The organism is Conexibacter arvalis (genome assembly GCF_014199525.1).
Taxonomy (GTDB): domain Bacteria; phylum Actinomycetota; class Thermoleophilia; order Solirubrobacterales; family Solirubrobacteraceae; genus Conexibacter; species Conexibacter arvalis.
The window spans coordinates 381,021-403,815 of sequence record NZ_JACHNU010000002.1 but is presented as its reverse complement, the minus strand read 5'-3'; the positions used below and the strand labels follow the sequence as shown (position 1 = coordinate 403,815).

The following is a 22,795-nucleotide window of genomic DNA, read 5'->3' as shown; positions in this document are numbered from 1 at the left end:
GAGGGAGCGCTGTCGATGACCCAGCTGCCGTCGGTCTGCATCATCGGTGCCGGCTCGTCCGGGATCGCGGCGGCGAAGGCGCTGCACGAGCGCGGCCTGCCGTTCGACTGCTTCGAGAAGTCCGATCGCGTCGGCGGCAACTGGGTCTTCGGCAACAGCAACGGGATGTCGTCGGCCTACCGCTCGCTGCACATCAACACCTCGCGCGAGCGGATGGAGTTCACCGACTTCCCGATGCCGGCGTGGTATCCCGACTTCCCACACCACAGCCACATCGCCGACTACTTCGACGCGTACGTCGACCACTTCGGCTTCCGCGAGCGGATCGCGTTCGAGACCGGGGTCGAGCGGGCCGAGCGCGGCGAGGACGGCGGCTGGACGATCGCGCTCGACACGGGGGAGCGGCGCCGCTACGACGCGCTCGTCGTCGCCAACGGCCACCACTGGGATCCGCGCTGGCCCGAGCCGGCCTTCCCCGGCAGCTTCGACGGCGAGCAGAGCCACGCCCACCACTACGTCGACAACAGACCGTTCGCGGGCAGACGCGTGCTCGTCGTCGGCATCGGCAACAGCGCGATGGACATCGCGGTCGAGACGAGCTTCGTCTCCGAGCGGACCTTCCTCTCCTCGCGCCGCGGCGCCCACGTGCTGCCGAAGTACCTGTTCGGCCGGCCGCTCGACCAGATCGGCGTCAACCGCTTCAGCGGGGCGATCCCGTGGGAGGCGCGACGGCTCGTGCTGCAGGCGCTGTACCGGATCGGCGTCGGGCGCGTCGAGGACTACGGGCTGCCGAAGCCCGACCACAAGATCGGCTCGGCCCATCCGACGATCTCGGCCGACTTCCTCAACCGCCTGGCGCACGGCGAGCTGGCGTGGAAGCCGAACATCGCCGAGCTGGAGGGCGACCGCGTCCGCTTCGACGACGGGACGGTCGAGCAGATCGACGCGATCGTCTGGTGCACCGGCTACAAGGTCACCTTCCCGTTCTTCGACCCGTCGCTGATCAGCGCGCCCGACAACGACCTGCCGCTGTTCCGCCGCGTCTTCCACCCGCGGCTTCACGACGTCTTCTTCGTCGGCCTGCTGCAGCCGCTCGGCGCGATCATGCCGCTGGCGGAGGCGCAGGGTCGGTGGATCGCCGAGTACCTGCGCGGGGAGTACGCGCTGCCGGCGCCGGCCGCGCTGGCGCAGGACGTCGAGCGCGAGCGTCGCAAGATGTTCAAGCGCTACGTCGCCTCCAAGCGCCACACGATGCAGGTCGACTTCGACAACTACCTCCACGACCTCCGGCGCGAGCGCAGAGCGGGCGCGAGGCGGGTGCGCGAGCGCGGCTTCGCGCTGCCGGTCCCGCCGCGGGCGAGGGCGCTGGAGGCGGAGGCCGGAGCGCCGTCGTGACGCCCGGCGCCGCGGCCGCGGGCAAGCGCGAGCGGACGAAGGCGCAGAACCGCCGTGCGATCCTCGACGCCGCCTGCGCCGTCTTCACCGAGAGCGGCTACGACGGCGCCTCGATCCGCGACGTGATCCGCCGCACGGGCCTCGCGTCGGGGACGTTCTACAACTACTTCCCGGACAAGGAGTCGGTCTTCCACGCCGTGCTCGAGGAGCGCACGACGGAGCTGCGCGTCCGCCTGCGCGAGGTGCGTCAGGTCGAGACGGCGCTCGACGCGGTCGTGCGCGAGGGCTTCCGCGTCTACTTCTCCTTCATCGTCGAGGACCGGCCGCTGTTCGACCTGCTGCGGCGCAACGCCGGCACCGTCCAGGCGCTCGCCGACACGCCGGCGCTCGCGAGCGGCATCGCCGAGCTGTTCGAGGACCTGCGCGTGCTCGTCGAGCGGGGGGACCTCTCGCCCGCGATCGACCTCGACTACCTGTCGGCGGCGATGGGCGGCGTCGCCTTCGAGCTGGGGATCCGGATGGTCGAGCAGGAGCGGCCGGACGTGGAGCGGACCGTCCGCTTCGCGACCGAGCTGTTCCTCGGCGGGATCGAGCGGCTCGCCCGTCACGGGTGACCGCCGCGGCCTCGTCGCGCCGCCGCGCCGACGGCGGGCCGCGGGGTGCGCGGGCTGACAGCACGTCGCGGCGGGAGGTCCCTACAATCAACGCCCCCCGTGCCGTCGTTCTGCCGCCACAACCGCTTCGCCGCGAACTGCCCGATCTGCTCCCGCGAGCAGGCCGAGGCCGCCGGACCGCGCCGGACGGGGGTCAGAAGCACCGGCGGCCACGTCACGCGCAAGCGGCCGACGACGAGCGCGACCGCGCGCAGCCGCGCGACCAACAACGACCTGAGAGTTCGGCGCGCGACCCGCGCCGCCGACGACGGCTACCGCTCGCCGCTGGTGCCGGGCATAAGAGCGACCGCCGACGCCGAGCGGCTCGCGCAGGAGCTCGCCTTCGCGGCCGGTCGGCTCGCGACGCTCGCGGCCGCGCCGGCTGGGCTCTACGCCGAGGTCGCCAGCGAGCCCGACCGCGAGGAGGCGACCTGGCTCGCCTTCCTGATCGCCTACCTGGGGCCGCTCGAGGGGGACGACCCGTTCGCCGGCGTGCGCGCCGCGCGCACGAGCTGGGCATCCGGCGAGCTCCCCGACCTGAGTGACGTCCCGCTCGGCCCGCGCACCTCGCACGAGCCGGCTCGCGGGACGGCGACGCTCGCCGCCTACCGCGCCTGGGTCGAGCGCGCCGGCTCGCAGGAGGCGGCCTTCCGCGGCGAGACCGCGTGGAGACCCGAGCGCCGCTTCGCCCGCGTCTACGAGCGGCTCGCGATCCAGGGCCTCGCGCGCGACGCCCGCTACGACCTCCTGAACGTCCTCGGCCAGCTCGGGCTGTACGAGCTGCGCGCCGGCGCGCTCCAGCTCGGCGGCAGCGACGAGACGACGGTCGCGGCCAAGCGCGTCTTCGGCATCGGCGACACGCTGCTGCTGGAGCGGCGCGCCCAGGAGCTGGCCGACGCCGCCGAGCTGCCGATCGGCGCGCTCGATCTCGCGCTCTGGAACTGGTCGCGCCCCGCGGCGCTCCCGCGCGCGACGATGGGCCTCCCGGCCGACACCGAGCCCGACGCCGGCGCGTACGCCGGCGCGGCGGACGCGCTCGGCCTCTGATCCGCGCCGCGTAGGCCGTAAAGCGCGAAAGGCGTCGATCGAGACGCCGCAAACAGGCCGCAAATAGTTCGCAAATTGCGAACTTTTTCTGTGGTCGTGGGGCGAATCGTGCGCGTTTCGCCCTCCTCCTGTCGATGACAGCGGTGTGTGGAGCTTGGCGCGTCGCCGTTCGGCGCGACTCCACCGCATCGGATCCAGGGAGGGAGAGATGGGAGCGAGGACGGGCCGTCGCCGAGACGGCGCGGAAGAGGTCGTGCTCGCGCTCGTGCGCGAGCACGCGGGGGAGCTGCTGCGCTTCGCCCGGCGCTTCTCGCTGTGCGCCGACGACGCGCAGGACGCCTATCAGCGGGCGCTGGAGATCCTCGTCAGACGGCTGCGAGCCTCGACGGTCGACAACCCCCTGTCGTACCTGCGGACGATCATCCGCCACGAGGCGTACCAGGTCCGCGTCGAGCGCGAGCGCCTGCTCGGCCGCGAGGAGGTCGACGTCGAGGCGGCCGGCGGCGAGCCGTCCGAGGACCCGGCGGAGCGGGCCGAGCGCTTCGAGCGGCTGGCGCACACCGCCGAGGCGCTGCGCCGCCTGAAGCCGCAGGAGCTGACCGCGCTGACCCTGCGCGCCGAGGGGCTCTCCTACCGGGAGATCTGCGAGCGCGAGGGCTGGTCGTACACGAGATGCAACCGCGCCGTGACGGAGGGTCGCAAGGCGCTGCTCGCGCGGCTGCGTGCGATCGAGTCGGGCGCCGAGTGCGAGCGCTGGCTGCCGGCGCTGTCGGCGTTCGCCGACGGAGAGGCGAGCGCGCGGGAGATCACCGAGCTGCGGCCCCACCTGCGCGCGTGCGCGGCCTGCCGGGCGACGTTGCGCGGGTTCCACGCCGCGCCCCGCGACGTCGGAGCGATCGTCCCGCCGGAGCTGCTGCTGCCGGCGGTCGCGGCGATCGGTGCGGGCGGTGCGGGCGGCGGCCCCGGCCGTCACCTTGAAGCGCTCGTCCACGGCGCACTGGAGCGGCTGACGGCCTCGGCCGTCCGCTTCCAGGGCGCCTTCGAGGCGCTCCCGGGCGGCAAGGTCGCGGCCGTCGCGGCGTCGACCGTCGCGGTCGCGGGCGGCGGCGCCGCGATCGAGCGCGCGGCCACCGCCCCGGCCGACTCACAGCCGGCGCCGCGCGTCGAGCGTGTTGCGGCATCGACGGTCGCACCCGACGCGCCAGCATCTTCGCAGCCGATCTCGCTGCCCGCGCCGTCGGCCGCTTCGCAGCCGACGCAGGCCGCGCTGCCGGGACTCGGGCCGCAGGTCCCCGAGTGGGCCGATCCGTCCGACATGTCGCCGTCGCTCGCGTTCGGCGAGTTCGGCTTCGAGGTCCGCGGGTCCGCTGCGGGCGCCGAGGCCGACGCCGACGCCGATCGGAGCGGCCGGGATCCCGGCCGCGCGGCCGTGGCGTCGACGGGCGCGACGGCGAAGGGCGCGTCGGCGGGCGCGTCGTCGCGGGACGGTGCGGCGAGGCGCGGCACGTCGGCGGGTGGTTCGTCGACGCCGCCGACCGCCATCGGCGCGCATCCCGCCGACGCCGGTGCCGGCGACTCCGCCGCACGCGACGACGCCGCCCCGGCCGCCGCGACCGCGACGTCGCCCGACCCGAGTCGCGCGACGTCGTCGCCGCCGTCATCCACGTCACGGCCCCATAGCGCCCCATCTCACCAACCGGCCGGCCGCCCCGAGTTCGGCGCCGCCGGCGAGTTCTGACCCCGAAGGAGAGGCCAACGCCATGACCATGTCCCGAAGGCTCCTCACCAGCGCCCTCGCCGCGCTGCTCCCACTGATCGTCACCCCCGCCGCCCTCGCAGGCACCTACACCGTCCACACCTGCCAAACCCCCACCGGCACCCCCGTCGGATCCGCGGGGTGGAGCGCGACCGCGTCAACCGCCAGCCAAGATCGTGACGGTGGAACCGTCGAGCCGTGCAACACGCAAGGTCGCCCTATGAGCATCCGGTTCGGCGATGACATGTTGCCGGCGGAGCCGGGCGTTGGCCGCACGTGGCAGTTCGACGCAGCGCCGGGCACAACGATCACGAGCTTCGAACTGGCGCGAACTTTCGATATCGCGTGGCCGGTTGTCGACGGCGAGTACGCGCGCCCGTACGTTGTGGACACGTGGTACGACGACGATGAAGTCTCGAATCGCTTTGAGTTGAGAATACCGCCGTGGGGCACGAGCGCGGACAGCACCAACGCTGGAGCGACCGTTGCGGATGCCGGTGGCTCGTGGGAACGCATCAGCGCTCGGCTGCGTTGTTGGGAGGAGATGGGAGACATGTTGTGCGGACCGTTCCGCGCGAGACTCGCGATATCGCGTGCGTGGTTCCGGCTTGTCGATCTGCACCCACCCACCGGCTGGGTCGACACCGGCAGTGCCTACGCGCCCGTGCGAGGCGAGGGCGTCGTGGGGGTGTCGGCTGGGGATTGGGGCGGCGGGGTCTATCGGGTGATCGTGTCGGTCGATGGGGAAGAGGTGCGGCGGGAGGTGGTCGACTCCAACGGCGGGGCGTGTCGGGACGTCGAGCCGGGGAACGACGACCCGTACGAGTTCGCGGCGCCGCAGCCGTGCCCGGTGAGCGCGAGCGGGAGCTTCGGGTTCGACACGCGTGGGCTGCGCGACGGCGAGCACCGGCTGAAGGTCGAGGTGGAGGACGTCGCCGGCAACGTCGCGCTGCTGCACGAGGGACCGTTCACGAGCCACAACGGGCCGATCGCGACCGCCGTGCCGCAGGTCGGCGGCGAGGCGCGGGTCGGCCGGATGCTGACCGCGACGACCGGTGCCTGGGACGGCGCGCCGACCGCGGTCTCGGTCCGCTGGCTGCGCTGCGACGCCGGCGGCGAGGCGTGCGCGGCGATCGCCGGAGCGGGCGGCACCGTCTATACGCTCACCTCGGCTGACGTCGGCCACCGCGTCGTCGCCGAGGCGGTCGCCGAGAACCCGAACGGCAGCGGCAGCGGGCGCTCGACGCCGACCGCGGTCGTCGTCGCGGAGGAGGAGCCGCCCGGGCCGAAGCCGGGCGACGGCAGACAGGGCGGCGACCCGACGCCGACCCCGCCGGCGGGCGGGCCCTCGGCCGGCGGCCCCTCGCCCGGCGGCGTGGACGGCCTTCGCAACCCGATCGCCGAGCAGGGCGGGCACGCGCCCAACGGCGACGGCGCCTCGGCCCAGGCGCGCGTCACCCTCCGCGTCCGCTTGGCGGGCGGCGGAACCGCGACGAGGGCACGCGGCCGCCATGCCAGACGCTGGACGATCACGGGACGGGTCACCGACGCCGCCGGACGCGGCATCGCCGACGCCCGGCTCAACCTCGTCGCCCGCATCCTCAACCGCCGCTGGAAGGCGAGCGGGCTGGTGCGCACCGGCGACGACGGACGCTTCTCGCACACGTTGAAGGCCGGGCCGAGCCGTCAGGTCAGAGTGACCTACTACCCGTTCGCGGACAGCCGCGCCTTCCGGGCCTCCAACGTCGTCCTGATCGAGTCGCTCGCGCCGCTCACGGTCCGGGTCAACCGCACGCGCGTCGCCGGCGGCGGCACGGTCTCGATCGCAGGCCGCGTCGCCGGCGCGCCGATCCCACGCGGCGGCCTGCTCGTGACGCTCCAGGGCCATCAGAAGGGATGGGGCTGGCGGACCTTCCGGACCGTCCGCACGACGCGCTCGGGCAGATGGAAGACCCGCTACAGCTTCCGCTCGCGCTCCGGGCGGTTCGCCTTCCGCGCGATCGTTCCCAGACAGGCCGGCTACCCGTTCGCGTCGACGACCTCCACGGCCGTGACGGTGCGCGTCGGGTGACGCGATCGGGCGTCAGCGCGCCGGCTCGGCGCGCTGACGCCGGACGATCAGCTCGACCAGCTCGAGCTCGAGCCGCGTGATGCTCGCGATCCGCTCGTACGAGAGCCCGGCGCCCCAGGCGATCGCGATGCGGCGCTCCAGCGCGCCCATCGCGGCGCGCACCGCTTGGAGCGCATCCAGGTCGAGCCGCAGCGCCGGCTTCTCGCTCCCACCGCAGTCGATCGCGGCGCCGGCGGCGCCGTAGAACTCCAGCGCCGAGGCGAACAGCCCGCGCTCGACGAGCGACGCGACCCGCTCCTCGCCTTCGTCGACCTGCTCCTGCTCACTCGCAACCTGCATCTCATCCTCGCTGAGGCGGACCGACCGGTCTGTGGCCATTCCGGAGCGCTTCCGACAGCCGCCCGTCCCGCCGGGCGGCCGCGGCGCTCGCTCGATGCCGGCGCCCGTCACGGACGGGACGGAAACGCCAGCATTCCCCATGTTTGCAGCCCGCGGCTTACGACGCAAACGTCGTAAAACCGGTTGAACGTCGGCGCGCGTCAGGCGTCCGCGACGCCGGTGTCCGGGGCGCCGGCGAGCTGCTCGGCGCGGATGAACAACTGTGAGCAGGGCATGTCCAACCCGGCGACGAGCCGCAGCAGCGTGCGCGCCGTCGGGTTGCCGATCCCGGCTTCCAGCTCCCAGATCCGGCGCTGCGGGACGCCCGTGCGCAACGAGACCGCCTCCTGCGTGAGGCCCAGCTCGTCGCGACGTTCTCTCAGCGCGACGCCGAGCGCGCGCAGCAGGGGGGTGGCATCCGGCACCGCGCCACCCTCTGTTGCGGCCGCCACTTCTTCAACGACATTTACGTCGTGGATCGGCTTCGGGCCGGCTCTCATCGGGAGCGTGATTTTTGCCGTCCACACCGAGCCGTACTCTCCTGCACGAGATCTGTTCCTCGATCCGTGTCGACACGGGAGCCCCGATGTCCCTCTGCTTCATCGAGCCTCAGAATGCCATTCGCGTGATTGCCAACTCGGTCGGTCGAGAGGCCCGCCGTCAGCTGCTCGGAGAAGTCGTGCGCGCGTGGGTCGACGAGATCCCGGAGGCCGAGCTTGACTCCCACTACGCGAAGGCCGTCGCCGATCTCGACGACCATGACCTCTCGATGCTCGCGGCGTGGCACGCCTCGCTCGAGGTCGGCCACCCGATCGCGAACAAGGAGTTCCTCGTCAACGTCTTCCCCTCGCTGGGGGAGAACCGGCGCGAGGCGCTGAAGATCGCCGCCGGCTTCCGCGGCGAGGAAGCGTTCGACGCCGGCGTCACCGAGGAGCAGTCGCTGGAGATGGTCCTGCCGTTCCTGTCGGACGCCCGCTGCCGCGAGCTCGCGCGCGAGTGCGTCGAGCTGTACTGCTGGGACCGGCTCGGCTCCGAGAACTAGCCTGCGGACGACGGCATCTCCGCGGCGCCGTCGAGCAGCCGCTCCAGCTCGCCGATCGCCTGCGCGTTGTCGCGGAAGTGGACGGCCCGCATCCCGAGCGCGCTGGCCGCGTCGCAGTTGATCTCGAGGTCGTCGAGGAAGACGGCCGCCCCGGCCGGCAGGCCGAGCCGCTCCAGCAGCAGCTGGTAGATCGCCGGGTCCGGCTTGCGCATCCCGACGAAGGCCGAGTCGACGACCAGCTCGAAGATCTCGTCGATCGGCAGCATCGCGCGCCACAGCGGCTCCCATTCGCGCACGTTGTTGGTCAGGATCGCCATCCGGTAGCCGCGCCCGTGCAGCTGCCGCATGAAGGCGAACAGCTCGTCGTTCGGCCGCAGCGCGGCGAAGAACGCCTCGCCGAAGCCGTCGAGCTCGACCGGTCTGCCGAGCACGTCGGTCAGCCCCGCGTTGAGCTGCGCGACGAAGGCGCGCTCGCTGATCTCGCCCTTCTCCAGCTCGAACAGCGGCTGGACGCCGCCGTTGCGCTCGGTCGCGCGGACCATCGCCTCGCCGAGCGCCTCCAGCGGGATCCCGTGCGCCGTCTGCACCGCCGTGAACGCCTCCAGCAGCGGCGTCGTCAGGACGCCGCCGAAGTCGGAGACGACCGCCTCGATCCTGCTCATCTGCGCCGCAGCAGGTCGTAGCGTCCGACGCCCTGGCGCCCTTCCATCCGCCAGGTGAAGAAGGCGCAGTCGAGCCGCAGCTCGCCGAGGTCGAAGGTCGTGCCGCAGACGGCCTCTCCGGCCGCGCGCAGTGGACCGGCCTCGCCCTCCTCGTCGACCCACAGCTCCAGCCCGGCGCGCGCCTGGCGGCCGTCGCCGTCGAGGCCGGTCGAGAGGCGCGGGTCGTCGATCGCGACGGTCCCGTCGGCGAACAGATGGGCGTCGACCAGCTCGCCCTCGTGCCCGTCGACGCCGCGCGGGCGGACCGCGGTGAACGTCACGCCCCGCTCGTCGTCGAGCCAGACCGACAGGGTTCGAGAGAGCTCCAGCTGCTGCCAGTCGGGCGCGCCCCAGGTGTGGCCGCGCTGTCCGAGGCAGTCGAGCGTCCATCTGCGCTCGCCGACCTGGACGGTGCCGCGCACGCGGCAGAGCTGCTCGTAGCCCTCCAGCCCGGCGGCGCTGCCGGCCAGCTCGCCGCGGCCGATCGCGGCCGGCTCGCCGAGGGCGTCGAAGCGCAGCTCGAAGCCGCCCTCGTCGCCGTCGTAGGAGACGGTCCAGCGTCTGAGCGGCTCGACGATCGCGGCGCTCGCGTCACCGGCCGAGACCTCGCTCCAGTCGAGCTCGGACTGCTCTACGGCGCCGGAGGAGGCGACCGAGACGATCTCGCCGGCGTGGAACAGCAGCACGATGCTGCTGGCGTGCGGCGGCTCGCCGGGGACGAGGCCGAGGCGGACGCTGCCGTAGAGGCCGGCGCCGGGGTCGCCGAAGGCGTAGGTGACTGCGTCGCCGAAGCCCTCGCCGTCGGCGGGGCGGGGCGATTCGAGCTCTGGGCCGATCATCCGCGCAGCTGGTGGCCGGGGCTGTCGACGTCGTGTGCGGTGGAGTCCACGTCGTAATCCTGCCGTGCCCGGCCGCGCGGTGCTCCGCCGACGGCCGCGAAGGTCATCAGCATCCGGCCGCGGGCCCCGCTCAGGAGCGCCTTGCGGACCGCGACGCGGGTCGGCGGCAGCAGCAGGAGCAGCCCGACGACGTCGCTGATGAAGCCGGGCACGATCAGCAGCGAGCCGCCGAAGATCACGAGCGCGCCGTCGACGACCTCGCGGGCGGGGACGCGGCCGGCGCTGAGCGCGGCGCGGAAGCGGCGCCACGCGAGCCGGCCCTGGGAGCGCAGCAGCACGCCGCCAAGGATCGTCCCGAGCAGCAGCAGCCCGATCGTCTCCAGGGCGCCGATCGCCTGCCCGACCTGGACGATCACGTACAGCTCCGCGATCGGGAAGAGGATCAGCAGCAGGAGCAGGGGAAACATGGTCCGTCCAAGGCTACCCGAGCGCGACCCCGGCTCCCGGGAGCGGTCAGCGCGTGCGCGCCGCGCGCGGCCGCTCACGCGTGCGCGACGCGCAGCCTCGCCACCGCCGCGCCGAGCGTGACCGCCGGCGCGGTCGCGGTCGCGCGGTCGACGCGCACGCCCGGGAGCCGGTCGAGGCCGACCAGCTCGATCAGGGCGACGATCTGCGGCTGCGGGTTGCAGAGCGCGACGCCGAGACCCTCCACGCGCAGCCGGCGCGCGAGCATCGCGAAGTCGAGCATCAGCGAGGCGTCGGCCCAGGTCAGGTCGGTGAGGTCGACGACGACGTCGGCGCGGGCCTTGATCGCCCGTGCGAGGGCGGGCCGCCGGCGGGCCTGCGTCGCGCGGTCCTCGTCCCCCGAGCAGCGCAGCGTGGGCGGATGTTCTGCGTAGTCGACGATGCGCGCGAACCTAACGAAACCTTCACGGGCGGCGCAACAAGATAAGTGGAATCTCACCTTGGCCGACGGCGACCGCCACCGCGGGCGGCGTCGCTAGACTCGAAGCCGTGCCGACCATCGAAGAAGTCAACGACGCGCTGTCCAACGTCATCGACCCGGAGCTGGGCCTCGACTTCGTCGAGCTCGGTCTCGTCTACGACGTCGAGATCGACGGCTCGACCGTCAACATCACGTTCACGCTCACGACGCCGGCCTGCCCGATCGGGCCGCAGGTGAGCGAGCAGATGGTCGAGTTCGTCGGCGAGCTCGACGACGTCGACGAGGTCAATCCGAAGATGGTGTTCACGCCGCCGTGGTCGCCCGACCGCATGAGCGAGGACGCCAAGTTCGCGCTCGGCTTCTGAGCGCGCGAGACCGCTCCCCGGTTGCCTGACGCCGCGCCGCTCGGGGCGGCGTCCGGTGCTGACTATCCTCGCCTGATGGCCCGTCGCGCCCTGCCGACCGCCGTCGCCGGGCTCCTGCTCGGAATCGCCCTGCTCGTCGCGGCCACGACGGCGAGCGCCGCCGGCGCGCAGCCGACCGGCCGGATCGTCGTGCTCTCCGAGCCCGGCGCGGCCGGCGCCCGGGCGGCACGTGCCGCGGCGGCGAGCGCCGGCATGCGCGCGGCCGGTCCCGTGGTCCCGCAGATCGGCCTCACGACCGTCCGCGCGCCGCGCGGCGAGTCGCCGGCGCGCGCCGCGCGTCGGCTCGCGACCGCGCCCGGGATCGGCGCGGCGGAGCCGGAGCGTCGGATGCGGCTGCGCGACGTGCCCGACGACCCGGGGCTGCACCTGCCCGAGCCGGTCGCCGGCGCGGCGGTCTCGCCGCTGCCGGCGGGGACGCCGCTGCAGTGGCCGCTGCTGCGCTCGAACTTCCCCGCCGCGTGGGAGATCACGCGCGGCGAGCGCGCGCTCGTCGGGGTCGTCGACACCGGCGTCGACGCGAGCCACCCCGAGCTCGCGCCCAAGCTCGCCGCCGTCGTCGACCAGCGCGGCTCGGGCCACGCCAACGTGCCCCCGTCCAGCGACGAGGACGGCCACGGGACGCACGTCGCCTCGCTCGCGTGCGCGGCGGCCGGCAACGCCGTCGGGATCGCCGGCGCCGGGCGGGACTGCCGGCTGGTGGTCGAGAAGACCGACCTGAGCGACGCGAGCATCGCCGCCTCGATCGTCGACGCCACCGACCGCGGCGCCCACGCGATCAACATGAGCTTCGGCGACGACGGCAGCCGGCCGGCGAGCGCGGCGATCAGACGCGCGATCCGCTACGCGTACCACCGCCGCGTCGTGCTGGTCGCGGCGGCGGCCGACGAGCCGGTGCGCGAGCAGGGCGACCCGGCCAACCTCCTGCAGCCGACCGGGAGCGGCGCCGACATCGGCGCCGGCATCGGGCTGAGCGTCACCGCCGCGACCTACGGCGGCGCGCGCGCCTCCTTCGCCGGCTTCGGCTCGCAGATCTCGCTCGCCGCGTACGGCACGGCCGGCGTCGGCGCCAGCTCGCCGCTCGGCGTCGTCGGCGCCTTCCCGTCGAGCCCGACACGCTTCGAGCAGGGCACCGTGCCCTGCAGATGTCGCACCGCGATCGCCGGCGACAGCCGCTACGGCTACCTCGCCGGCACGTCGATGGCGGCGCCGCAGGTCGCGGCCACGGCGGCGCTCGTGCGGGCGCTCAACCCGGACCTGCCGGTCCGAGCGGTCGTCCGGCTGCTGAAGCGGACCGCGACCCGGCCGGCCGGGAGCGGCTGGAGCGCCGACCTCGGCTGGGGGATCCTCGACGCCGGGCGCGCAGTCGCGGCGGCGGCCGCGATCGACCGCCGCGCGCCGGTCTCCCAGGTGCGGGCCCAGCCCGGCACCCGCAGCGGCGTCGTCGCGCTGCGCTGGACGAGCGGGGACCCGGCGCCCGCCGGAGTCGTCGCGTCGGGCGTGAGATCGGTCGAGCTGTCGCTGGAGCCGCTCGACGGCGACAAGCGGGAGACGCGGCGGATCGTCCTGCGCGCGAGCGTGCGCGCGACGAACGTCGGCGTCACGCCGGGCGCCCGCTACGCGGTCCGCTCGCGCGCGCTCGATCGCGCCGGCAACCGCGAGCGCTTGGGGCGCGACGCGGTCGTCGTGCGCGCGCCGCGCTGACCGCGCCGCCTACGCGCCGCCGCCCGGTCCCGCGCCGTTGGACGACGGCCGGCGCCGACGTCGTGCGCGCATCGCCGCGCCGGGGCCGTCGGCGCGCGAGACCGGCCCGCGCGGCAGCAGCTGCGGCTCGCCGTCCCGCTCCTGGGGGGCGGACGGCGCGCCCGGAGCGGCGACCGGCGCCGGCTCGGCCGGTCGCGAGGTCGGCGGCTGCGCACGGCCGCCGGGTCTGCGCGCCGTCGAGGACCTGCCGGCGCGCGACGCCGGCCGTCTCCGTCTCGCGCTCGCCGGCGCTCTGCCGTCGCTGCGGGGGCGCGCTCTCGTCGCCGCGTCGACCGCCGCGCGCGCACCGGCGATGCGGGCCTCCTTCGCCTGCGCCGCCCGCTTCAGCTCGGCCAGCCCGTCGGCGACGCCGTCGGCGATCAGGTCGACGTCGGGCAGCGCGTCGTAGTCGCCGAGCAGGCCGAAGTTGACTCTGCCGTTGTACGACATGATCGCGATCGCGAGGCTGTGGTTCTTCGGCAGGAAGGCGACCGGGAAGAGGTCCTGCAGCTCGCGGCCGAGCACGTAGAGCGGGAACTGCGGGCCGGGGACGTTGGTCGTCAGCAGGTTGAAGAGGCGGGTCGAGAACTGGATCCGCGATGCCTGCGCGAGCACGGTCGGCGGCGCCAGCTGCTGCACGTCGGCGAGCACCTTCGCGCCGACCGCCTGCTTGGACTCCTTCAGCCCGTCCATCGCCTCCTTCACGAACCGCAGCCGCGCGACCGGGTCCTTGATGTAGACCGGGAGGGGACCGCGCATCAGGACGATCTGGTTGCCGAGCTGGTGTCTGCCCTGCTCGCCGCGGATCGAGACCGGCACGAGCGCGCGCAGCTCCAGCCCCTCGGTGCGGATCCCCCGCGAGCGCAGCCAGCGGCCGAGCGCGCCGGAGATGACCGCCAGCACGACGTCGTTGACGGTCCCGCCGAAGACGCCCTTGACGTAGCGGAAGTCGTCGAGCTGGTTGCGCACGATCGCGTAGCGGCGGTGGGGCCCGATCGGCACGTTGAGCGGCGTCTCCGGCGCCGGGTTGAGGCCGGCCCAGACGATCTCGCCGATCCCCTCGGCGGCCTCGCGCAGGGCGTCGACTGCGCCGCTCGGGTTGGTCGCCGCGGCGAGCGCCTTGGAGGCGACGTCGACGGCCGTCTTCGCGAGGCCGGCGACGCCGGCGGCGACCAGCTCCGCGCTCGTCGGCTCGGGCCGCGGCTGCCACGGCTCCGGCTCGGGGTCGAGTCTCGGCGGCATCGGCTGCAGGTCGAACAGGACCGTCGCGAGGTCGACGCCCGAGACGCCGTCGACGAGCGCGTGGTGGGTCTTGAAGATCAGCGCGAAGCGGTCGTCCTCCAGCCCCTCGACGAACCAGCACTCCCACAGCGGCTTGGAGCGGTCGAGCTGCTGGGAGGTGATGCGGGCGGCGAGCCGGTAGAGCTGCTGCTCGCTGCCGGGGGCCGGCAGCGCGCTGTGGCGGACGTGGTACTCGAGGTTGAAGGTCGGGTCGTCGACCCACAGCGGACGGCCGCTGTCGAGCGGCGGGTAGGCGAGCTTCTGCCGGTAGCGGGGGACGAACCGGAGGCGGCCGCGGATGTGGTCGAGCACCGCTGAGAACGGCGGCGGCGGCCCCTCGAAGATGGTGACCGCGCCGATGTGCATGTGCGACGCGGCGTCCTCCTGGTGGAGGAAGGACGCGTCCACTGCGGTCAGTCGATCGAGGTGTTCCTGCGCCACGCCTCACAACCCCCAAGCCGCCGTCTGTTGGTCCGGATTTTCAAGCGTATTACCCGGAAGCGCTCCACGCACCCTCCGGATGTCGAAGGCGCGCCGCATGCGAAGCTTCCGCCATGGCGACGCGCGGACTCGCATGGGCGCTGCTCCCGGTCCTCCTCTGCGGCGCGATCGCGATCGGCGTCGCGATCGTGCTGGCGGCCGGCGACGACGGCGGCGGCGAGCGACGGGCCGCCGTGCCGGCGGCGAACGGCGACCGCTTCGACGGCGGGCGCGCCCACGCCGACGTGCGCGCCCAGGTCGCGCGCGGCCCGCGTCCCGCCGGCTCGGGCGCCTCGCGCCAGCTCGCGAGATGGCTGCGCGCGCGGCTTCCCGGCGGCCGCTTCGAAGCGGTGCCGGGCGGGCTGCGCAACGTCGTCGGCGTGCTGCCCGGCAGCCGACCGGCGATCGTCGTCGGCGCCCACTACGACACGAAGGCGATCCCGGGCTTCGTCGGCGCCAACGACGGCGCCGCCGGCACCGCGGTCGTGCTCGAGCTGGCCCGCGCGCTGAGACGGAGCGGCCGCCCGGCCGGCGCGCCCGAGCTGCGCTTCGTCCTCTTCGACGGCGAGGAGTCGCCCGACGACTCCGCCGACTTTTACTCCAGCGGCCTGCGCGGCAGCCGCGCCTACGTCAGACGCCACGCCGACGAGCTGGGGGCCGCGATCGTCGTCGACTTCGTCGGTCAGCGAGGCCTGCGGCTGCCGCGGGAGGGCGGATCGGACGAGGCGGTCTGGGAGCGGCTGCGGGCGGCCGCCGCGCGCGTCGGCGTCGGCGCGGTCTTCCCGGACCGCGCGGTCGGGGAGATCCTCGACGACCACACGCCGTTCAATCGCGCGGGCGTGCCGGCCGTCGACCTGATCGACTTCCGCTACGACTGCTTCCACAGAGCGTGCGACCGGCTCGACAGAGTCGACGCCCGCTCGCTCGACGCCGTCGGCGAGGCGCTGACGGAGCTGCTGCGTCAGAAGAGGCCGATCCGGTTCGGCGGCCAGTAGGTCGCGAACGCCGTCCCGATCAGCTGGTCCTCCTTGACCGGCCCCCAGAAGCGGCTGTCGTCGGAGGCGCCGCGGTTGTCGCCGAGCATGTAGAAGCTGCCGTCGGGGACGGTGACCGCGGTCGGGAAGCTGCACGCGCCCTCCGGCCCGCACGGGCGGATGAACGGCTCGTCCTGGACTCTGCCGTTGAGCACGACGCGACCGCCGCGGATCGCGACCGTGTCGCCGCCGACGGCGACGACGCGCTTGATGAAGGTCTGGTCGGAGGCGCCGGGGGTCGCGACCGAGCACGGCCGCGTCGTGCCGACGCCCTCGTCGCTGGTGCCGCAGGCGCCGAGCGGCCGCACGTCGGCGCCCTCGGGCGGGTGGAAGACGACGATGTCGCCGACCTTCGGCTCGCCGAAGCGCATGCCGATGCGGTTGACGAGCACGCGCTGTCCGATGTCGAGCGTCGGCTCCATCGAGCCGCTCGGGATCCGGTAGGTCTTCACGAGGAAGAGCTGGATCAGGAAGGCGAGCAGCAGCGCGAACACGACGATCCCGACGAGCTCGACCACCTTGTTCGTGCCGTTCTTCTCCTCCTTGGGGGAGAGGCCGCCGGCGTCGTTTCGGACCATCGCCACGTGAAGACCGTAGACGGTGGCCTACACTGTGTCGAGTCGCATGCGTCCCGCTCCCGAGAAGATCCTCCTCGCCTCCCCGCGCGGCTACTGCGCGGGCGTCGACCGCGCCGTCCAGACGGTCGAGCGCGCGCTCGACTTCCACGGCGCGCCGGTCTACGTGCGCAAGGAGATCGTCCACAACAAGCACGTCGTCGAGCAGCTGCGCTCGCGCGGCGCGATCTTCGTCGAGGACGAGAGCGAGGTGCCGGAGGGCTCGACGGTCGTCTTCTCCGCCCACGGCGTCGCGCCGAGCGTCCACGAGAACTCGGCCAGACGCGGGCTGAACACGATCGACGCGACCTGCCCGCTGGTGACGAAGGTCCACCGGGAGGCGGTCAGATTCGCCGCCGACGACTACACGATCGTCCTCATCGGCCATGCCGGCCACGAGGAGGTCGAGGGGACGATGGGCGAGGCGCCGGACCACATCGTGCTCGTCGAGACCGAGGAGGACGTCGACCGGCTCGAGATCGCGGACCAGGACAGGATCGCCTACATCTCGCAGACGACGCTGTCGGTCGACGAGACGCGCTCGATCATCGCCCGCCTGCGCGAGAAGTTCCCGAACATCACCGGGCCGCGCACCGACGACATCTGCTACGCGACGACCAACCGCCAGGCGGCCGTCAAGCAGCTGGCGAGAGCGTGCGACCTCGTGCTCGTGATCGGCTCGCAGAACTCCTCCAACTCGCAGCGCCTCGTCGACGTGACGCGCGAGCTCGGCACCGACTCCCACCTGATCGACCACGAGGGCCAGGTCGACGAGGCGTGGCTGGAGGGCCGCCGCGTCGTCGGCATCACCTCCGGCGCGAGCGCGCCCGAGGAGCTCGTCCAGCGCCTCGTCGAGTTCTTCCGCGCCCGCGGCACCGCGATCGTCGAGGAACTCGAGGTCGTCCAGGAGGACGTCCGCTTCATGCTGCCGAAGCCGATCCGCCAGGCGATGGCGGCGCAGTCGGCCTGACCGCGGCCGTCGCCCACGCACCGTGGCGGCGACCCTCGTCATCTCCGACCTCCACCTCGGCAGCGCCTCCGGCGGCGACCTGCTGCGCCGCGAGGACGTCCGCGAGGCGCTGCTGTCGTCACTCGACGGCATCCGTCGCGTCGTCCTGCTCGGCGACGCGATCGAGCTGCGCCAGGGGCCGCTGCGCGACGCGATGGCGGCGGCGCGGCCGTTCTTCGAGCAGCTCGGCGCGACGCTCGGCGCCGCGCGCGAGGTCGTGCTCGTCCCCGGCAACCACGACCACGCGCTGGTCGAGCCGTGGCTGGAGCGCCGCCGCCGCGAGCAGGCGCCGCCGCCGCTGCGGCTGGAGGAGCAGGTGCAATGGCGCGACGGGGACGCGGTCGCGGAGATCGCCGGCTGGCTCGCACCGGCCCGCCTGACGCTCGCCTATCCCGGCATCTGGCTGCGCGACGACGTCTACGCGCTCCACGGCCACTACCTCGACCGCCACACCACCGTCCCGACCTTCGAGCGGCTCAGCGCCGGCGTGATGGGGCGGATCGTCGGCCCGCTGCCGGCGACGGGGGCCGCGCCGGACGACTACGAGCGGGCGCTGGCTCCGATCTACGCCTGGTCCTACGCGCTCGCCCAGCAGGCGCTCGACGGCTCGCGCGCCGCGCGCGGGACGCAGGGCGTCTCGGTGCGCGTCTGGCGCACGCTCGCCGGCGACGGCCACCGGCCGCTGCGCCGCCGCGCGCTGGCGTCGCTCTTCCCGCTCGGCATCGCCGCGATCAACCGCGCCGGCATCGGCCCGGTCCGCGCCGACGTCTCCGGCACGGCGATCGGGACGGCCGGGACGCGCGCGATGGCGGACGCCGCCGCGGCGCTCGCACTCGACGCCGCGCACGTCGTCTTCGGCCACACCCACCGCGCGGGGCCGCGCGCGGCCGACGACCCGGCCGTCTGGACGACCGCCTCCGGCGCGCGCCTCCACAACTGCGGCACGTGGGTGTTCGAACGGCAGTTCCTCAGCAGAGCGCCGTACGAGAGCCCGTACTGGCCGGGGCGGGCCGTGCTGGTCGACGACGACCCGTCGATCCCGCCGAGACTGCTGCGGCTGCTCGGCGACCGCGCCTGGGACGACCTCGCCGGCGAGCGCTGAGCCGCGTCCGCTACCCGCGGCCGACGCCGGCGACGCCGGGGGTGAAGCAGACGGCCTCGCAGCGGACGCCGTCGCCGACCTCGAGCTCGAGCACGCCCGCGGTGTGGCTGTCGTGCTCGATCAGCGGATAGGCGCCGGGGTGGCTGACCGCGACCTCGACGCCGTTGGCGCGCACGACGCCCTCGCCCGAGAGCACGGCCCAGACGCCGCCGGCCTCGTAGGGACCCGAGTACGGGCCGGGCTGGTCCTCGGTCTGCGCGGGCAGCAGCAGGCCCGGCTCGTCCTCCGGACGGACCGGCGCGAGCGGCTCGCGCTCGATCCCGAGCAGCTCCTGGATCGCCAGCTCGGTCTCGGCGTAGGCGCCCTCGCCGATGTGGAAGTCGAACAGCCGGCTCTCCTGGTTCCACAGGTAGCGGCTCGGCCAGCCCTGGATCCCGTAGTAGGAGGCGGCCTCCAGCTCCGCGTCGATCAGGACCGGGTACTCGATCCCGAGCCGCTCGACGGCGGCGCGGATCGCGTCAGGGTCTCTGGAGGCCTCGAAGCCGGCGGCGTGGACGCCGATCACCCGCAGCCCGTCGTCGGCGTAGCGCTCGTGCCACGCCTTCAGGTAGGGGAGGGTGCGCAGCGAGTTGACGCGGCAGAAGTCCCAGAACTCGACGAGGACGGGGCGGCCTCTCTGCTGGTCCATCCGCAGCATCGCGACGTTGACCCATCTGGCCTTGCCGGGGAAGGAGGGGGCGGTGATCTCTGCTTCGGCGGGTGGGCGCATCGGCTCGGAAGCGTAGCGGCGCGTAGAATCGCCGGTCTCGCCGGTCCCCCTTCAGCCCGCATGCCCCCTCTCCGTCGCAGCGGGCGGATCGCCGCGCTCGCGCTGTTCGCGCTCGCCGCACTCCCGCCCGCCTCCGCCTCAGCGCACGGCCTCGTCGGCAAGGCCGACCTGCCCGTGCCGATGTGGCTGTTCGCGTGGGCGGCGGCGGTCGTGCTGATCGTCTCGTTCGCGGCGCTCGGGCTGCTGTGGCCGTCGCCGCGGCTGCAGCGGCCGCGCGAGCGGCGGCTGTTTCGGCTCGGCCCGTGGGTCGACGTCGTCGGCGGCGCGCTCGGCATCGGCCTGTTCGTCGCGCTCGTCGTCAGCGGCCTCGCCGGCACCGAGATCCCGACCGCGAACTTCGCGCCGACCTTCGTCTACGTCGCCTTCTGGGTCGGCCTGACGGTCGGCTCGGCGCTGTTCGGCGACCTCTTCCGAGTGCTCAGCCCGTGGCGGGCGCTGGCGCGCGCGACCGCGTGGGCGGCCGCTCGGCTGCGCCGCCCCGGCGGCGCGGACGAGAGCGCGGGCGCGCTGCCGGAGCCGCTCGCCTACCCGCGCTGGCTCGGGCATTGGCCCGCGGTCGTCACGATCGCCGCCTTCGCGTGGCTGGAGCTGGTCTCGGTGAACCGCGACGACCCGCGCCTGCTGGCGCTGCTCGCGCTCGGCTACGCCGCCCTCCAGCTGATTGCGATGAGCGTCTGGGGGATCGAGACCTGGAGCCGGCGCGGCGACGGCTTCGCCGTCTTCTTCGGCCTGTTCGCGAAGGCCGCGCCGCTCGTCCGCCGCGACGGCGCGCTGTGGCTGCGCCGGCCGCTCGACGGCCTGCCGTCGATGGAGGTCGTGCCCGGAACCGTCGCGCTGCTGTGCACGATGATCGGCTCGACGACCTTCGACGGGCTCTCCGGCGGGCCGCTGTGGACCGACCTCTCGCCGCACCTGCAGTCGGTCTTCGAGGACCTTGGCTTCGGCCCGACGGCGGCGGGGGAGGCGTCGTTCACCATCGGCCTGCTCGGCTGCCTGCTGCTGGCCGGGCTCGTCTACCGGATCGGCGTCGTCGGGATGCGCATGGTCGACCGCGATCGCTCGGTCGGCGAGCTGGCGCGCGCCTTCGCCCACACGCTCGTCCCGATCGCGCTCGCCTACGCGGTCGCCCACTACGCCTCGCTGCTGATCTACCAGGGCCAGGCGCTCGGCTACCTGGTCTCGGATCCGCTCGGCGACGGCTCCGATCTGCTCGGCACCGCGAGCTGGACGATCGACTACACGGTGATCAGCGCGACCGGGATCTGGTATCTCCAGGTGTTCGTGATCGTCCTCGGACACATCGCCGCCCTCGTCCTCGCGCACGACCGCGCCGTCGCGCTGTTCCGCGACGGCCGCGCCGCGCTGCGCTCGCAGCTGTGGATGCTCGCGGTGATGGTCGCGTTCACGTGCCTCGCGCTGTGGCTGATCTCGGCGGCGAACGCATGACGGTCTACGCGCACGTCGGCCACTGGCTCGTCTCGATGGTCTACGCGGCCCCGGCGCTGCTGCTGGCCGGCGCGCTGATCGTCAGCACGATCCGCCAGAAGCGCCGCGACGCGGAGAGAAGAGCGGCCGCCGCAGAGGCCGGCGGGTCGCCGGCCGCGACGGCGCCCGCGCCGGGCGCGCCCGAGCCCCCGCCGGCCGCCGACTGACGGCCGAGCGGCTGCGCGCCGGGCTGCCCGCCGGGAGCGCGCTCAGCTGTCCGGACGCGGACATCTGGGAGCTTGTGGCGAATCGCTCACACTCCGTCGGTGTTTGCCCGTAGATTCCACGTAGTTCCCATCCGCACCAGCATCACCAGAGGAGGATGCATGTCGTATTCACGTTGGCGGACCCTCGCAGGGGTTTCGCTGGCAGTGTTCGGCGCCTCCGCGGCCACGGCACAGGTCGCGAGCGCGCTGCCGGTTGACATGGTTCAGGAGCTGAGAGTCACCATCACGCCGGGCAAGGCGGGCACGCCGAAGAAGCCCAAGGGCGCCGCGATCGGCGTGACGATCCAGAGTCCGAGCCCCCAGCCCGCGACGACGCAGAACGTCAAGGTGCTGTTCGGCAAGGGGATCCGCTTCAACAACAGACTGTTCCCGCGCTGTTCGCTGAAGTCGATCCAGGCGACGAAGAGCTTGTCGAGATGCCCGAAGGGCTCGATCGTCGGCAGAGGCACCGCGAGAGCGATCGGCTTCATCGGCAGCGCTCAGGTGCCGGAGGACCTGACGGTCACCGCGATCAACAGCACGAACAACTCGCTGATCCTGTGGCTGAACGGGGCGCACCCGCTGCCGCTCAGCGACGGGCTCGTCGGCAAGCTCGGCAAGGCGTCGGGCAAGTACGCCCACAGACTGGACGTGACGATCCCGAAGGGCCTGCGCGAGGTGATGCCCGGCGTCTACGCGCCGCTCGTCTTCTTCGACGTCGACGTGAAGGCGACGACGACGGTGAAGAAGGGCAAGGGCAGAAGGGCCAGACGGGTGAAGGTCCACTACGTCGAGACGACCAACTGCCCCTCCGGCGGCTGGCCGTTCGCGGCCGACTTCTCGTTCGACCCGGCCGCGCCGTTCACCGACGACCCGCTCACCGCGGTGTCGCCGGCGGCGAGATGCAGCTGAGCGGCTCGATCCGCGAACGCTGAGACGTTGCGAGGGGCGGCTCACGGGCCGCCTCTCGTCGTTCCCGGCGGCGCCGCCGCTCAGCTGGCGCCGAGTCTGCGCAGGTCGTGCGCGAGGCCCTCGGGCGTCAGCTGGTCGGTGAGGAAGCCGACGCGCTGCACGCCGCGGTCGTCGATCACGACCGTCGAGGCGGAGTGCTCGAAGCCCTCGCCCTGGGGCTGGATCCCGTAGGCCTTCCAGATCGGCTCGAGCTCCGCGCGGCTGCCGAGCAGGAAGCGCATGCGCCCGTTCATCTGCTGCTTCACGAGGTAGTTCTTGGCGCGGAAGGGGGTGTCGTTGGCCGGGTCGACGCTGACGGCCAGCACCGGCACGTCGCTGCCGAGCTCGTCGAGCGCACCGCGGATCTGCTGCGTCGTCAGCGGGCAGGTGTCCTCGCAGGTCGAGTAGAGGAACGTCAGCACGACGTCTCTGCCGCGGTACTCGCGCATCGTCGCGACGCGCCCGTCCTGATCTCTGAGCGAGAAGTCGAGCGCTCTGGCACCGGGGGGCCGCACGGCGCCGTGGAAGCCGGTCGGGTCGGGCCCGGGGGCGGCGCCGTTCGCGTCGCCGCCGTCGCCGGGCGATGAGCCGCCGCCGAACAGGACGACGCCCGCGAGGGCGGCGACGACGAGGCTGGTGACGACGAGGAACGTCAGGCGCAGACGGGCGGGCACAGCTCCGACACTGTAGCCGTCGCGCCCCGCGCGCGACCGCCGCGCACGACGGTTCCGCGACCCCTCCGACTGCCGCCGCGAGGCGCTATCCTTTCTGAAGTATCCGAAAGCCGACCCAGTTTGAGGAGATTTCTCGG

Annotated in this window: 24 protein-coding genes; 14 read left to right on the top strand and 10 right to left on the bottom strand. The window is 73.5% G+C overall.

The window, feature by feature from the left end; all coding sequences use genetic code 11:
- Positions 1 to 15 precede the first annotated feature (15 nt).
- The 5 genes from BDZ31_RS10500 (at position 16) to BDZ31_RS10480 (ending at position 6,922) form a co-directional block, all read left to right on the top strand.
- Positions 16 to 1,395, top strand: a complete 1,380-nt coding sequence (locus BDZ31_RS10500) for a flavin-containing monooxygenase (protein WP_183341763.1) — start codon at positions 16 to 18, stop codon at positions 1,393 to 1,395.
- Complete coding sequence (locus BDZ31_RS10495) at positions 1,392 to 2,009, top strand: TetR family transcriptional regulator (protein WP_183341762.1); 618 nt, start codon at positions 1,392 to 1,394, stop codon at positions 2,007 to 2,009. The genes BDZ31_RS10500 and BDZ31_RS10495 overlap by 4 nt, the downstream gene beginning before the upstream one ends.
- Before the next feature lie 99 nt (positions 2,010 to 2,108).
- Positions 2,109 to 3,095, top strand: coding sequence for an alpha-glutamyl/putrescinyl thymine pyrophosphorylase clade 3 protein (locus BDZ31_RS25960; RefSeq protein WP_183341760.1), 987 nt, complete (start codon positions 2,109 to 2,111; stop codon positions 3,093 to 3,095).
- Positions 3,096 to 3,303: 208 nt separating this feature from the next.
- Complete coding sequence (locus BDZ31_RS10485; RefSeq protein WP_183341758.1) at positions 3,304 to 4,833, top strand: sigma-70 family RNA polymerase sigma factor; 1,530 nt, start codon at positions 3,304 to 3,306, stop codon at positions 4,831 to 4,833.
- 748 nt (positions 4,834 to 5,581) lie between these two features.
- Positions 5,582 to 6,922 carry a hypothetical protein gene (locus tag BDZ31_RS10480; RefSeq protein ID WP_183341756.1) on the top strand — a complete coding sequence of 447 codons (1,341 nt, stop codon included), beginning with the start codon at positions 5,582 to 5,584 and terminating at the stop codon, positions 6,920 to 6,922.
- A gap of 12 nt (positions 6,923 to 6,934) precedes the next feature.
- Here BDZ31_RS10480 and BDZ31_RS10475 read toward each other — a convergent pair whose 3' ends face one another.
- Together BDZ31_RS10475 and BDZ31_RS10470 are read right to left on the bottom strand one after the other, a co-directional pair.
- The gene (locus tag BDZ31_RS10475) at positions 6,935 to 7,261 is read right to left on the bottom strand and encodes a hypothetical protein (protein WP_183341754.1); all 327 of its coding nucleotides are present in this window, start codon (positions 7,259 to 7,261) and stop codon (positions 6,935 to 6,937) included.
- Positions 7,262 to 7,461: 200 nt separating this feature from the next.
- The gene (locus BDZ31_RS10470) at positions 7,462 to 7,725 is read right to left on the bottom strand and encodes a helix-turn-helix domain-containing protein (protein ID WP_183341753.1); all 264 of its coding nucleotides are present in this window, start codon (positions 7,723 to 7,725) and stop codon (positions 7,462 to 7,464) included.
- Between the two features lie 254 nt (positions 7,726 to 7,979).
- On the opposite strand from BDZ31_RS10470, the gene BDZ31_RS10465 reads away from it, so the two are divergent.
- Complete coding sequence (locus BDZ31_RS10465; protein ID WP_246344890.1) at positions 7,980 to 8,342, top strand: hypothetical protein; 363 nt, start codon at positions 7,980 to 7,982, stop codon at positions 8,340 to 8,342.
- On the opposite strand, the gene BDZ31_RS10460 is transcribed toward BDZ31_RS10465, so the two are convergent.
- From BDZ31_RS10460 to BDZ31_RS10445, 4 genes are all read right to left on the bottom strand, one after another.
- Positions 8,339 to 9,004 carry an HAD family hydrolase gene (locus BDZ31_RS10460; protein ID WP_183341751.1) on the bottom strand — a complete coding sequence of 222 codons (666 nt, stop codon included), beginning with the start codon at positions 9,002 to 9,004 and terminating at the stop codon, positions 8,339 to 8,341. The two genes, BDZ31_RS10465 and BDZ31_RS10460, sit on opposite strands and share 4 nt — an antisense overlap.
- A complete protein-coding gene (locus BDZ31_RS10455) occupies positions 9,001 to 9,882 on the bottom strand; it encodes a DUF7065 domain-containing protein (protein ID WP_183341750.1) in 882 nt (293 codons plus the stop codon). The genes BDZ31_RS10460 and BDZ31_RS10455 overlap by 4 nt, the downstream gene beginning before the upstream one ends.
- Entirely contained in the window at positions 9,879 to 10,349 is a 471-nt protein-coding gene (locus tag BDZ31_RS10450) for an FxsA family protein (protein WP_183341749.1), read from the bottom strand. Before BDZ31_RS10450 ends, BDZ31_RS10455 begins: the two co-directional genes overlap by 4 nt.
- 74 nt (positions 10,350 to 10,423) lie before the next feature.
- Complete coding sequence (locus BDZ31_RS10445) at positions 10,424 to 10,846, bottom strand: STAS domain-containing protein (protein ID WP_183341748.1); 423 nt, start codon at positions 10,844 to 10,846, stop codon at positions 10,424 to 10,426.
- Positions 10,847 to 10,896: 50 nt separating this feature from the next.
- Between BDZ31_RS10445 and BDZ31_RS10440 the strand changes: the two genes are divergently transcribed.
- Both BDZ31_RS10440 and BDZ31_RS10435 read left to right on the top strand, forming a co-directional pair.
- The gene (locus BDZ31_RS10440; protein ID WP_183341747.1) at positions 10,897 to 11,193 is read left to right on the top strand and encodes an iron-sulfur cluster assembly protein; all 297 of its coding nucleotides are present in this window, start codon (positions 10,897 to 10,899) and stop codon (positions 11,191 to 11,193) included.
- A gap of 75 nt (positions 11,194 to 11,268) precedes the next feature.
- Complete coding sequence (locus BDZ31_RS10435; protein WP_183341746.1) at positions 11,269 to 12,954, top strand: S8 family serine peptidase; 1,686 nt, start codon at positions 11,269 to 11,271, stop codon at positions 12,952 to 12,954.
- Between the two features lie 9 nt (positions 12,955 to 12,963).
- On the opposite strand, the gene BDZ31_RS10430 is transcribed toward BDZ31_RS10435, so the two are convergent.
- On the bottom strand, positions 12,964 to 14,682 hold the full coding sequence (locus BDZ31_RS10430; RefSeq protein WP_343075566.1) for a WS/DGAT/MGAT family O-acyltransferase: 1,719 nt from the start codon (positions 14,680 to 14,682) through the stop codon (positions 12,964 to 12,966).
- Between the two features lie 146 nt (positions 14,683 to 14,828).
- Here BDZ31_RS10430 and BDZ31_RS10425 point away from each other — a divergent pair, with 146 nt between their 5' ends.
- Entirely contained in the window at positions 14,829 to 15,749 is a 921-nt protein-coding gene (locus BDZ31_RS10425) for a M28 family metallopeptidase (protein ID WP_183341744.1), read from the top strand.
- On the opposite strand, the gene lepB is transcribed toward BDZ31_RS10425, so the two are convergent.
- Complete coding sequence (gene lepB / locus BDZ31_RS10420; protein WP_183342464.1) at positions 15,716 to 16,366, bottom strand: signal peptidase I; 651 nt, start codon at positions 16,364 to 16,366, stop codon at positions 15,716 to 15,718. The genes BDZ31_RS10425 and lepB overlap by 34 nt on opposite strands.
- Positions 16,367 to 16,412: 46 nt before the next feature.
- On the opposite strand from lepB, the gene BDZ31_RS10415 reads away from it, so the two are divergent.
- Together BDZ31_RS10415 and BDZ31_RS10410 are read left to right on the top strand one after the other, a co-directional pair.
- Entirely contained in the window at positions 16,413 to 17,372 is a 960-nt protein-coding gene (locus BDZ31_RS10415) for a 4-hydroxy-3-methylbut-2-enyl diphosphate reductase (protein WP_183341743.1), read from the top strand.
- Between the two features lie 22 nt (positions 17,373 to 17,394).
- A complete protein-coding gene (locus BDZ31_RS10410) occupies positions 17,395 to 18,513 on the top strand; it encodes a metallophosphoesterase (protein WP_183341742.1) in 1,119 nt (372 codons plus the stop codon).
- A 10-nt stretch (positions 18,514 to 18,523) separates the two neighbouring features.
- On the opposite strand, the gene BDZ31_RS10405 is transcribed toward BDZ31_RS10410, so the two are convergent.
- Entirely contained in the window at positions 18,524 to 19,282 is a 759-nt protein-coding gene (locus BDZ31_RS10405) for a redoxin domain-containing protein (RefSeq protein ID WP_183341741.1), read from the bottom strand.
- Positions 19,283 to 19,342: 60 nt separating this feature from the next.
- Here BDZ31_RS10405 and BDZ31_RS10400 point away from each other — a divergent pair, with 60 nt between their 5' ends.
- The 3 genes from BDZ31_RS10400 to BDZ31_RS10390 all read left to right on the top strand — a co-directional run bounded on the left by BDZ31_RS10400 (position 19,343) and on the right by BDZ31_RS10390 (position 21,945).
- On the top strand, positions 19,343 to 20,788 hold the full coding sequence (locus BDZ31_RS10400; protein WP_183341740.1) for a fenitrothion hydrolase: 1,446 nt from the start codon (positions 19,343 to 19,345) through the stop codon (positions 20,786 to 20,788).
- The gene (locus BDZ31_RS10395) at positions 20,785 to 20,994 is read left to right on the top strand and encodes a hypothetical protein (RefSeq protein WP_183341739.1); all 210 of its coding nucleotides are present in this window, start codon (positions 20,785 to 20,787) and stop codon (positions 20,992 to 20,994) included. The genes BDZ31_RS10400 and BDZ31_RS10395 overlap by 4 nt, the downstream gene beginning before the upstream one ends.
- 258 nt (positions 20,995 to 21,252) lie before the next feature.
- Positions 21,253 to 21,945 (top strand): hypothetical protein, encoded by a 693-nt coding sequence (locus tag BDZ31_RS10390; protein ID WP_183341738.1) that lies wholly within the window; start codon positions 21,253 to 21,255, stop codon positions 21,943 to 21,945.
- Positions 21,946 to 22,025: 80 nt separating this feature from the next.
- On the opposite strand, the gene BDZ31_RS24910 is transcribed toward BDZ31_RS10390, so the two are convergent.
- Positions 22,026 to 22,658, bottom strand: a complete 633-nt coding sequence (locus tag BDZ31_RS24910; protein ID WP_183341737.1) for an SCO family protein — start codon at positions 22,656 to 22,658, stop codon at positions 22,026 to 22,028.
- Positions 22,659 to 22,795 lie beyond the last annotated feature (137 nt).